Source organism: Congregibacter variabilis (assembly GCF_045689235.1).
Taxonomy (GTDB): Bacteria; Pseudomonadota; Gammaproteobacteria; order Pseudomonadales; family Halieaceae; genus Congregibacter; species Congregibacter variabilis.
Map to the genome: position 1 here is coordinate 2,355,716 of NZ_CP136864.1, position 12,026 is coordinate 2,367,741.

The following is a 12,026-nucleotide window of genomic DNA, read 5'->3' on the forward strand; positions in this document are numbered from 1 at the left end:
CCCTTGCTTACGCCAGCGCCTGATCCTTCACGGGTAAGTGACGGATTCGCACCCCGGTTGCCGCGTACACGGCATTGAGCACCGCCGGTGCCGCGACCGCGATCGTCGGCTCACCTACGCCACCCCAGAAACCACCGGATGGCATAACACTCACCTCTACCTCGGGCATCTGGGCAAGCTTTAGGGAGGGATAACTATCGAAGTTCTCCTCCACGACCCGACCGTCCTCTACGGTACATTCACCGTATAGCGCAGCACTGAGTCCATAGACAAACGATCCGCCCACCTGCGCCTCGATCTGCTGGGGATTTACCGCAAAGCCCGGGTCGGTAGCTGCCCAGATCTTTTTCATCTGTAGCTTGCCATCGACCACTGCCACTTCTGCGCAGCCCGCGACATAGCTACCAAAGGCCTTGCACACGGCAAGACCCAATCCATGGCCTTCGGGCATTTTTCGGCCCCAGCCGGCTTTTTTGGCGACTTCTTCCAGTACAGCAAGAGCCAGTGGGCTCTCTTGTAACAGCTCGCGGCGGTAATCCAGAGGGTCTGTGCCAGCTTGCCGCGCAAGCTCATCCACAAAACTCTCCATGTAAAACACATTCTGATTAATGTTCACGCCTCGCCAGAACCCGGGACGCAGATGCGTGTTGCGCATGGCGTGGTCCGCAAGCAGGTTTGGCACGGCATAGATCATCGAGTGATCACCCTCGGGCGCCATGGACTGAAACACCACCGGATCTTTTTCGGGTTCGCCCAGTGCCGGCCTAAAGAAAGCCAGGATCGATTGTCCGGAAATGCGCACATGCAATGCATCGAGTTTGCCATTGCTATCGATGCCCGCCGTCATACGACTGCGGGTGACCGGATGGTAATAGCCGCGCCGCTGATCTTCCTCGCGACTCCACAGCAACTTCACCGGTGTGCCGGGCATCTGCTTGGCGATCTGTACGGCCTGCTCCACAAAGTCGTGGGCGCCACGGCGGCCAAAGCCACCACCGAGGATCATTCGGTGTACTTCGCATTGCTCAGGGAACAAGCCCGCCGCAGTGGCGACTGCCTCAAGGGCCGCTTCGCCATTTTGCGTTGGCACCCAGGCTTCGCAACGATCCTTGGTCCACAGCGCGGTGGTATTCATAGGCTCCATGGGCGCATGGTTCTGGTAGGGATAGCTGTAATCAGCGCTCAGCGTATTGCTGGACTTGGCCAGTGCTGCTTTAACATCGCCGTGCTCGTTACCCACAAAGGCATCATCGGCAGTCAGGCCTTCTTCGAGCATCTTGCGAATGCTCTCGCTGTTAACTTTACCGACCTCGCCGGTCTCCCACTCAATCTCCACAGCGTCCAGTGCGGTCTTGGCTTGCCACCAGCTGTCGGCCACAACAGCAACGGCATCATCACCCACCTCCAGCACTGCGCGAACACCGGGCATGGTTTTGGCTTTGGCAGCGTCGTAGCTACTGCGCTTGCCCGTGTAGACCGGGCAGGCATGGATGGCAGCGTGCAGCATACCCGGCAGCATCACGTCGGCGCCGTATTCCAGCTTGCCGCTGACTTTATCGAGGGTATCCAGACGCGCTACGGGCTGGCCCACAAGCTCCCAGTCCTTGGGATCTTTGAGCGTCACGGAATCTGGTGCGCTGAGTGTTGCTGCCGTCGCTGCAAGCTCACCGTAGGTCATGGTGGCCCCACTGGGCGTATGCGTCACGATGCTCTTTTTCGCGGCGCACTCCGATGCTGGTACTCCCCATTCTTTGCTCGCCGCCATGATCAACAGCTCGCGGGCCAGTGCACCGCCTTCTCGAACATATTGGTGACTGCCACGAATCCCGCGGCTGCCGCCGGTAGCAAAACTACCCCACACGCGCTTACGAGCAAGGCTCTCTGCGGGAGAGGCAAACTCCCAACTCACCTTGTCCCAATCGCATTCAAGCTCTTCGGCTACCAACTGCGCGAGACCTGTAAGAGTGCCCTGCCCCATCTCGGCGCGGGCTATACGGATCGTCACTGTCTCGTCGGTGTCAATCAAAACCCAGGCGTTTACTTCGGTGGCGCCATCTTGCGCATGCGCACCCACGCTACCCAATGGCAGCTGCATGGCCACCATAAGACCAGCACCTGCGGCTGCGGAGCCCACGACGAATCGGCGGCGGCTAATATCGACAAGGCCGGATGGCGCTGTGTGACCGTCTTGTGCAGAACCCATCAATTTACTGATATTCATGACTTCGCTCCTTCATCACCGGCGGCGATCGCAGCGGCTCGATGAATCCCCTCGCGCACTCGCGGCAGCGTGCCGCAGCGACAAATATTGGTGATCCGCTGATTGATATCCTCATCGCTGGGATTGGGATTCTCAGACAGCAAGGCAGACGCCGCCATGATCATGCCCGGCTGGCAGTAACCGCATTGGGGCGTATCGATTTCTACCCAGGCTTGCTGCACCGGGTGACTGGCATCCTCGGACAGGCCTTCGATAGTGGTGATAGCTTTACCGACCGCCGCGCTGGCGGGGTACACGCAGGAACGTATCGCGCTACCGTCCACATGCACGGTGCAGGCACCGCATTGAGCGATACCACAGCCGTATTTAGTGCCCGTGAGGCCCAGGTGATCCCGCAGCACCCACAACAGAGGGGTGCTTGGATCGGCATCCGCCTCCACAGATTTACCGTTGACGTTGAGCTTAAGCATGTTGAACCCTTTTCACGACTCACTTTAGTACACCAGACTATAGCGCGCTGAGCAGAAAATACAGCGGCATTGAATGCCAGACTTGCCCGCTTGCTGCGCCATGGTAGCCTGCAATCCTTCTCAGGACCTGAGGTCTCCCGTATGCGCTGGTTGTTACGAATACTCGTCGCATTATTTTTGCTTACTGTTATTGGACTGGGCGTTTTCCTGGGTCCGGCACATTTACAAATTCGAGATATCGCACCGCGACTGCCCACAGAATCCGATTTACGAAACATCTCTACGGTGCCCGACGGACCTGTCTCTATTCGCATTGCCCAATCGTCGTCGCAGGCGGGTCCCAGCAGAACATTGGGCCATACCGTGGTCGTCATCACTTGGCCCGATGGTCGTCGCTTCATGATCGATGCCGCCATGGACCGCAAAGCCAGTGAAGAGTTCGGGGAGCTGATTGCAAAGCTATCGCCAGACATGGGTCCCGTCACATTTTATGACAGCGCTGCAGAGCTGTTGGGGGGCACTATTGACTCTGTGGACGGCGTGGGCTTTACGCATTTGCACACAGACCACGTTCAGGGAGTGGATGCATTCTGTGCTACTCGCGGTAAGGGCGCTCGCGTCTATCAGACCACCTGGCAAGCCGGCGAACACAACATGCACACGAAAGAGAGTGCCGCACAGCTAGAGTCATCATGTCTGGAGCAAGTGGTTGTCACCGGTGAAGGCCTCAGCACCTTGAGCGAATTTCCAGGCCTTGGAATTGTAGCTCTGGGCGGTCATACCCCGGGATCAACGCTCTTTGCAGTCAACGTCGGCGAAACGCTTTGGCTAATGAGTGGTGATATTTCAAACGTAAAGAGCAAACTGCTGAGCAACACCGGCAAGGGCTGGCTGTATAGCACTATCTTTGTTCCCGAGAACACTGCGCGCACCGAGGAACTACGTTTGTGGTTAAGGGACCTGGATAGTCAGCCAAACACCGAGGTCATTGTTGCCCATGATTTTGCTGCGGCAATAGACAGCGGTATGCTTCCATTAGAAACAGGGCAATAACAACAAACCAGCAAGGGCTGAAGCACGAGGCAATCCTTATGACCAACGTCATTTATCCAACCACTAACTTTAAAGCCACAGAACAGATCGTTGTGGAACGTGGCGAAGGCGTTTACGTCTACGACAACAAGGGCAAGCAGTACCTCGAAGGTTTGGCCGGACTGTGGTGCACCTCTTTGGGCTACGGCAATCAGGAGCTCATCGACGCAGCCACTGCGCAAATGGGCCAGCTGTCCTACTACCACGCCTTCGGTGGCAAGACCCACCCGACGATGATGGCTTTGGCCGACAAGATTCGAGACATGGTGCCGGTAGACAATGCCAAGATTTTCTTTGGTAACTCGGGCAGTGATGCCAACGATACCTTTATCAAGATCCTGCGGTATTACGCTAACGCCACCGGTAGACCCGAGAAGCGAAAGATCATCACCCGGGAGCGCGGCTATCACGGCGTCACCGTCGCCTCCGGCGCCCTCACCAGTTTACCCGCCAACCTCACGCACTTTGATGCGCCGGTGGATGCCTTGGGAATCTTGCGCACAGATCATCCTCACTACTACAAGGGTCGCAACCCCGGCGAAACCGAAGACGCTTTTGTGGATCGCATCGTGGGCAATCTAGAAAAGCTCATCCTCGCTGAAGGGGCAGACACAATTGCGGCCTTTCTTGCAGAACCGATTACCGGTGCCAGTGGCGTCATCGTTCCGCCGGCCGGATATTACGAAAAAGTGCAGGCGCTGCTGAACGAGCACGACATCCTGTTTTGGGCCGACGAAGTCATCTGCGGGTTCGGGCGTACCGGTAACGACTTTGGCTGCACCACCATGAATATCGAAAAGCCCGCGCTCATGACGCTAGCTAAGCAGCTGTCTTCGGCTTACGTACCTATCAGTGCATCGGTGGTGCGTGGCGATATCTACGAGGCCCTGGTTGAGCCCGTGTCAGAAGTCGGCGTCTTTGGTCACGGCTACACCTACTCAGGGCACCCTTTAGGCTGTGCAGTGGCGCTAAAAACACTGGAGATTTACGAGCGGGATAATATTTTTGCAAAAGCCGCCGAGACCGGTGCTTACCTGCAGGAAAAACTCGCGCCCTTTAGCGATCATCCACTGGTGGGTGAAGTTCGCGGCAGAGGATTGATCGCTGCCCTTGAGCTGGTGAGCGACAAATCAACGGGAGAAGGATTTCCACCGTCGGTTGCAGGCTTCCTGACCAATGCCTGTGCCGAAGCAGGACTCATCGGCAGGCCCGTGGCAGGAACCGCCTTTGCTCTGTGCCCGCCTCTGATCATCACAAAAACGCAGATCGATGAACTGGTAGAGAAGCTGGGTATCGGGCTGGATGCCACGCTGGAACACGTGCACAGCGAGGGACTGATTAAGGCCGCGAGTTAAGCGGCCGACTTTTACGCAACGGCCTTGGCTTCGAGTTTGGTCAGGACTTTTACAAAGGTATCGGCCTCCTGTGCACCGAGCACAGAATATTTATCGTTGAAGATAAAGGCCGGTACCGCGTGAATCTCCCGATCCAGCCACCAGCGCTGATCTTCGCGAACCTCATCGGCGTAACGCTCTGAGCTCAGCACCTGCTCGGCCTCAGATTCTGACAGACCAACGCTGCCTGCCACCGATACCAAAACCTGGTCATCACTAACGTCCTTACGCTCACTAAAAAACGCAGAGAACAGCGCGAGCTTCAGTTCGGTTTGCTTGCCTTGGTTTGCTGCCCAATGAATCAGCTGGTGCGCACGAAACGTATTCACAACCCGCATGCCATCAAAATAATCGAAGTGAAAGCCCAGAGAGTCACCAATGCTCGATAGCAGGGCTCTGGCCTGCTGACTCTGCTCGGCGGTAGATCCGTATTTTTGCGCGATATGCTCCCGAAGATCCTGCCCCTCGGCCGGCATCTGGGGGTTTAGCTCAAAGGGCCGCCAATGCACGCTCACGTCAAAACGGCCGGGTAAGGCCGCTAAGGCTTTTTCGAACTGCTTGTAACCGATGACGCACCAGGGACAAACAACGTCCGAGACAATATCGACTTTCAGGGCTAGAGCTGTGATAGCGCGTTCCTCAATCTAGAAGGTAAACAGCTCCCGAAACTTCACCAAATCTTCGGCCATGGTGGAGCCACCGGGAAGCATTTCTTGCAGGCGCTCATCGCAGCGCATAGTCAGATCATAAAGCGGAATATGCTGATCCACAAAGATCGTCTCAAGATCCGGATAAAGCTCCTTCAGTGAATCGACCAGATCCATGGAAGAAAAATCCCGATGCGAGAGGTTGTACACATCCGAGTCCATATCTCGCTTGATCATGCGCGCGAGCACTTCCACCAGACGATAGACGCTGATGTGGCTCAGGGTGTGGTTGGGGTCGCCATGCATGGCCACGCGGTTTGTAAAATGTGCGTCAAAGACGAATTGATTCACCATGGTTTCAAAGCGCAAATTCTTGGAATACCCATAAACGTTGGCACAGCGCAGCAGCTGCACGGGGATCTTTTCCATGAGCCGCATGACGTGCTCTTCGCCACGCATCTTGGAAATACTGTAGTAGCTGCTGGGCACCCGGGGATGATCTGCGGACGTGACTTCGCCTTGCCCATAAACGGACTGGCTGCTTAAGTAGATTAAACGACCAATGCCCACTTCCTCGGCGGTGTAGACAACCTCAGCGGTGCCCCAATGATTGGTCTGCTCAAAGTCATGGGCATTTTGATCGGCAAAGGGCGTTTCTACCTTAGCCGCCAGATGAATCACCACGTCCATGCCTTCCATGCAGCTGCGCAAACTGCGCGAATCCAGAATATCCGCCTGAATAAAACGCACGTTATTACCCGGCACTTTGCGTAAACCCGTGAACAGGTTGTAGTTGCCCTTGCACAGATTGTCGTAGACCAGAATGTCTTTAATGCTGGGCTCGGCAGAGAGTCGATACACCAGTTCGTTACCAATATAGCCGGCGCCGCCGGTCACCATAACTTTCATCAGTTACCGCCCGACACCAAGGTTGTGTTGAGACCGCACTCGGTTTTGTTCATGCCGAACCAGCGCGCATTGCGAGAGTTACCTTCGCCAAAGGCCTTCATGGTGCAGGGCTCACAGCCAATGCTGAGGTACCCTTGCGCCTCCATGGGGTGCTCGGGAAGATCATGGGTCTTGCGGTAGAAGTACACCATGCGTGAGTCCCAACCCAGCATGGGATGGAAACGTGTACAGCCGTGCTGCGCAGGCTCTTCGACCTGCATCGCCGCACGCACCGAGCTTTGATCCGAACGCACGCCGTTCACCCAAATGTCATGCTCCCTGAGCACCGGCTCCAGAGGCTGCACCTTGTTCAGATAACAGCAATGGTCGGGGTCCGAGGCGTATAAAAAGCGCCGCTCCCGATCCAGTTGCTTGATTTTGGGCACTTCGGGACGCAGGGCGATCACATTCAGACCCAAGCGTTCGGCCAACTGATCGGCAAAGCGAATGGTCTGTGCAAAAAGAAATCCAGTGTTGGTGTAATACACGGGAATATCGCGATCTACCCGGCTGATCATGTGCAGCAGAGGTAGGCTCTGGGATTGAAACGAACTGGTAGTAAACACTTTTTTGCCGGCATCCAGATAACTGTGCAACTGCTCAACCACCTTATCGGCTCGCGCTTCCAGATCTTTTTTGTCGAGGATATCCACTCGTTGCCCGCTGATATTTATGAGGCGGGAAGTCTACTGGCATTAGGCCAAAGAGTATTAGACGGCTTTGTTTCTTGCTAATACTCGGAGGGAATATCAGCCCATCAACAAACGATAGTAGTGAGGTGCTTTATCTACGGCCAGCGCGATGGAGACCGCAAGACCAATAAACAATATGGCGTTGCGCCACCACTGCGCCTTGAACTCACCCATGACAGTGCTGTTGTTTGCCAGCAGGATCACAATCACAAAGGCCAGAGGGATCACAACGACGTTAATGCCCATAAGCAGAATGACCTTGAGTAAGGCCGGAAAGTCCCAAAACGGCGCCAGCGCAGCGGCCGCCAGTACAAACACAGTGAGAACACGGTGATAGAGCGCGTTCTCTGCAGAAAAACGCCACTCCTGACCGGCCATATCCAGCATGAAGTAAATAGTGACCTGTGCCGCCACCACGAGTGTGGTCATCGCTGCCGTGAACAAGCCCAGAGAGAATATCGTCGGTCCAAGGGTGGCAAACACGCCGGGGAGCGCATCCCTGAACACCGCCGATGCCTGCCCCACATCGGCAAAGCTCGCATGACCGGCCAAGGAGTGCAGTGCATAGCCACCTGCAACGACCACGAACACTGCATAAGCGCCAAAAATAAAACCCATATTGATGATGGCCTGTCTAAAGGCCTGAGCCAGTTGCTCGCGATTGCCGCCATCGTCGGCGCAAAGATACGGCATCCCTAACAAGGCAGCCGGCGCTACCGCCGCACCCACCATGGCAATGATCGAACTGGTGGCAATGCGAGGTGTATCACTGCCCGGTACAGGGAGGTCGGCCGGTAGCGACGGTATAAAGCCGGCAAGGATCGCTGGCAGCTCTACCAATCCACGCAGCGCAACAACAAAGAAACAGACGAACATCAGCACCATCAGTAACGTCATGACGCGCTGCATACGTTCGTAGCCCCGAGAGAAGACCAACCAAAGTACGCCCCCACTGAGGACGAGTGACAGCAACACCTGAACCCAAATACCTGGCGAAAAATCGGCGGGCGCCATTGGCAAACCCAGCAGAGCCATAAACGCGGATGACATCACCGAAATCTGCCCCATGGTCACCAAAAAGTGCACCGGGACAATGAGCAGCAAAATAATCCACGCCAAGCTGGCACTGATGCGGCTTCGCACCAGCGCAAACATCCCCTGATCCGGGTTTAATGCACCGATGCGAGAGGCTGTATCCACAGAGACCACAAACACTGGCAGCATCGCCAAAATCACCCACAGAAGATCGTAGCGAAACCAGGCGCCGGCCAACAAAAAAGACGCAACCGCCCCCGCGCCCATGGTGCCGGCGGCCATCACCGCGGCGGGGCCTACAAGCTTACTGAACACACGCAGAATCATCGCTGAATCACCTGGGCCGTTAAATCCGATTGTCTAGTTGGCGAGATCTTCATCATCGCGATAAACCTTGCCGCCTTTCATAACAAAGCTAATGCTGCGCAAAGCGCTGATGTCGGCACTTGGGTCGGCGCCCACCGCAACAATATCCGCGTACTTACCCACCTCCAAAGAACCAATGGAATCCTCGGCGCCCAGCATCTTGGCGGTCTGAACAGTTGCAGAGCGTAGTGCCTGCAAAGGCGTCATACCCGCTTCGACGTAATACTCGGCCTCGCGCACCGTCGCCGTCGTACCATCGTTGGGCTCCTGGGGAAGTTGATCCGTACCCAGAGCGATATTCACGCCCACATCAACCGCTGTACGCAGTGCTTCCCAGTGTTGCTTGCCCACAGAATCCCGGCGATCCAGATACCATTGCGGCGATCCAATGCGCTCAAAGAAGGGGGCCGTCGCTGGCTGGCTGACAACAATGGTGGGCACCAGCCAGGTCCCGGCGCGCTTCATCTTCTGCAGCACCTTCTTATCCAGCGTGTAGCCGTGTTCAATGCTGTCCACCCCGGCATCCACCGCCACGGTGGTCGCGATGGACGATCCGGAATGCGCGGCAACCTTGGCGCCGTAGCGATGCGCCGCATCCACCACCGCATTGATTTCTTCAGGCGTCATGAGTGCCTCGGCAATATCACCGCCGTCAGTCGCAATACCGCCAGAAATCAGGATTTTTACCCAGCTGGCGCCAAGACTAATCTGTTGTCGTGCAGCTTTGACCAACTCATCGGGGCCATCGGCATATACAACCCCGGGTTTTGAACCGTGGCCGCCGGTAATGATGAGTGACTCACCGGCCGAAAAAATACGCGGGCCGTCGGACTCACCTTTGCGAATAGACCGGTCCAGTGCGAGGTCGGCATGGCGATCATCACCGGGAATACGGATAGTCGTGACTCCGGCCGTTAACATGCCACGTGCTGCCGCGGCCATGCGCAAAGCCAGGGCTGGGTCGGTTTCGTTGGCCAGCTCGTTAGCCATCTTGCCTGGCAATATCAAACCCGGATGTACATGCATGTTCATCAGCCCGGGAATCAGCCACTTACCGGACACATCTATCAGCTGGGCATCCGCTGGGATGGACACATCAGCACGGCTACCCATCGCTGTAATACGCTCACCGTCAATGAGAATCACGGCATCGTCTAAAGCGGCACCGCCGTCTACGTTCACAACAGTGCCGCCAACCATGGCAGTCACGGCAGTTGCGAGCGGGGTAAAAAGCAGCGTGGGCAATAGAACCAGAGCGCCTAGGATTTTCATGGATGTTTTCATTACGGTATTCCTTTTGTTCACCGCGAAGCCCAAAAAGGCTTAGGGTGTTGTCAGTCTGTTGATCTCGGGCTCAAGCAGAGTCATTGGTAGCGGCCCCGCGCGCAGAACTGCATCAACCCAAATGTAAGTAGGCAGTTCTTTAGCATCCGCAAGATAATCACTATGCAGATCCTTAAAGGCGCGAAAGCCGGTGAAGTAATCGGTGATTTGCAGCGGTGAGTTCACCACCCGCTGCCATAAATTAATCGCAAACTGTGGCGCCAAAAGCCCCTCTTCCCGGGCAAATCGCAGAACCTGCTCCTCACCCCAAGAAGCGATATTCACCTGCACACTAACGTAAGCGCGGGTTGCATTTTCCAGTCGCTTCCTGAGGTGGGCAAGACGCGTCAAAGGCGCATTGTCGGACCATCCCGCGTCCAACATGAGCTCCTCAACAAAACTGCCCCAGCCTTCTACATAGGAGCCATTAGAAAACAACGACCGCAAGGTCGGCGCCTCACTCACGGCAACCTTGTATTGAAGGTAGTGCCCGGGAAACATCTCGTGGGACAGAATCATGGTGTTGAAGTGCGTGTTAAAAGAGCGATAAAAACCGTCTTTAGCCGCCTGAGGTGCTTCATCAGAAATCGAAGGCACGTAAAACAAAGTATTCGCCTGGGTATCAAATGGGCCGCTGGGATACACCCCGCCCACGGCAGCGCCGCTAAAATGTGCGGGAGATAAGGCAACAAGTAATGTGGTGGGTTTTGGGACGGTGGCTATCTGATGCTCCTGGACAAAACGCTCCGCAGCGAAGGTCAACTGCGTAAAACTCGCTAAGAAGTCTGCGCTGTTGCTTTGACGATCGTCCTCCATTGCTGTGATCGCAGCCTCAAGCCGCTCATCGTCAGTCAGCTCCAACAGTCGAAAGCGCGTTGCGGCATCGGTGTGAGAACGGGCCCACCGCGATGCTTGCTGATACATCAATGCACGAACACTTCGCAGCTCCTGTCCGGCAGCAGCGAGGAGGCTTTCGGGGGTGTAAAGACCCGAGGTGCGTCTGTGCAGCTTGGCCGCATAGGCCTCCTTGCCGATGGCGGCCTGCTCCTTTGCCAAAGGCAGAATCGCATTCTCAAGATGCTTTTGCAGCTCACCCATGGCCCGAAGCGTCGAATCGATGGCGTCATCGACACTCTGCTCCTGAGGTGCAGCAGGCCAGTCAGCCACCAGGTCACGCAAACCATGGTCATAAAATTGCTGACTACTGCTGAGAATACGCAGGGCTCTGCGGGTACGCATCGCATTTCCTGACTCAAGGGATGCAATGCCAAGCTGACACAGCCTCTCGACACCTTGAAGTCGAGCAATGAGTGCTTCGCTACGCGCCTTGCTAGAAAGCTGATCTCGAACCAATAAGTGAGTTAGCGCCTGAGATACCTGTTCGGCATACCACTGGGGCTGCTGAGTAAGGGGAGCATCTTCGGCCCAGCTGGCCAACTCGTCCGCTACTTGAGAGCGAAGCACTAAGGCATCTGTGTGCAACGCTGTATCTGCAGATCCCGTGGGACCAGTAAGAATAGCGTCCAACGAATCCGCCGTCGCGGCGTTCAATGCCAGCCAGTCGCTGAGGCGCGAGTCAGCGAAGTCTTCGAAAACTACCGCGCTATCCACGTCACCATAGGCAAAGGCCTGCGACGGATAAAACGCCCGCCAGGAATCTATGTAGTCGCTAATAAGGCCGGTGAGTGCCAGCGCAGGCTCATTAGCGCTGGCACAGGCTCCACCGAAATTCCCCAGCGCGGTTAGCAGGGCCAGCTTACACAGCAGGCGTGCCGGTCTTACCGGTTTGCCTGCTGCCCCTGGCCTGGCCGCTAACACCGCGCTCAGATCCCGTGACT

General features: G+C 56.1%; 10 protein-coding genes. 2 read left to right on the top strand and 8 right to left on the bottom strand.

Annotated features, from left to right (window positions below; genetic code table 11):
* Nucleotides 1–7: 7 nt before the first annotated feature.
* Both R0135_RS10390 and R0135_RS10395 read right to left on the bottom strand, forming a co-directional pair.
* Nucleotides 8–2,221: a molybdopterin cofactor-binding domain-containing protein gene (locus tag R0135_RS10390; RefSeq protein WP_407346771.1), complete on the bottom strand. Its 2,214-nt coding sequence runs from the start codon at nt 2,219–2,221 to the stop codon at nt 8–10.
* On the bottom strand, nt 2,218–2,691 hold the full coding sequence (locus R0135_RS10395) for a (2Fe-2S)-binding protein (protein ID WP_407346772.1): 474 nt from the start codon (nt 2,689–2,691) through the stop codon (nt 2,218–2,220). Before R0135_RS10395 ends, R0135_RS10390 begins: the two co-directional genes overlap by 4 nt.
* A 141-nt stretch (nt 2,692–2,832) precedes the next feature.
* Between R0135_RS10395 and R0135_RS10400 the strand changes: the two genes are divergently transcribed.
* Nucleotides 2,833–3,744: an MBL fold metallo-hydrolase gene (locus tag R0135_RS10400; protein WP_407346773.1), complete on the top strand. Its 912-nt coding sequence runs from the start codon at nt 2,833–2,835 to the stop codon at nt 3,742–3,744.
* Nucleotides 3,745–3,782: 38 nt separating this feature from the next.
* Nucleotides 3,783–5,138: an aminotransferase gene (locus R0135_RS10405; RefSeq protein WP_407346774.1), complete on the top strand. Its 1,356-nt coding sequence runs from the start codon at nt 3,783–3,785 to the stop codon at nt 5,136–5,138.
* Nucleotides 5,139–5,149: 11 nt separating this feature from the next.
* On the opposite strand, the gene R0135_RS10410 is transcribed toward R0135_RS10405, so the two are convergent.
* The 6 genes from R0135_RS10410 to R0135_RS10435 form a co-directional block, all read right to left on the bottom strand.
* Nucleotides 5,150–5,821 (bottom strand): DsbA family oxidoreductase, encoded by a 672-nt coding sequence (locus R0135_RS10410; RefSeq protein ID WP_407349905.1) that lies wholly within the window; start codon nt 5,819–5,821, stop codon nt 5,150–5,152.
* On the bottom strand, nt 5,822–6,733 hold the full coding sequence (locus R0135_RS10415; RefSeq protein WP_407346775.1) for an SDR family oxidoreductase: 912 nt from the start codon (nt 6,731–6,733) through the stop codon (nt 5,822–5,824).
* Nucleotides 6,733–7,425: a phosphoadenylyl-sulfate reductase gene (locus R0135_RS10420; protein ID WP_407346776.1), complete on the bottom strand. Its 693-nt coding sequence runs from the start codon at nt 7,423–7,425 to the stop codon at nt 6,733–6,735. Before R0135_RS10420 ends, R0135_RS10415 begins: the two co-directional genes overlap by 1 nt.
* Nucleotides 7,426–7,521: 96 nt before the next feature.
* Nucleotides 7,522–8,826 carry an NRAMP family divalent metal transporter gene (locus tag R0135_RS10425; protein WP_407346777.1) on the bottom strand — a complete coding sequence of 435 codons (1,305 nt, stop codon included), beginning with the start codon at nt 8,824–8,826 and terminating at the stop codon, nt 7,522–7,524.
* 33 nt (nt 8,827–8,859) lie between these two features.
* A complete protein-coding gene (locus R0135_RS10430) occupies nt 8,860–10,149 on the bottom strand; it encodes an amidohydrolase family protein (RefSeq protein WP_407346778.1) in 1,290 nt (429 codons plus the stop codon).
* Between the two features lie 39 nt (nt 10,150–10,188).
* Nucleotides 10,189–12,006: a DUF885 family protein gene (locus tag R0135_RS10435; RefSeq protein ID WP_407346779.1), complete on the bottom strand. Its 1,818-nt coding sequence runs from the start codon at nt 12,004–12,006 to the stop codon at nt 10,189–10,191.
* Nucleotides 12,007–12,026 lie beyond the last annotated feature (20 nt).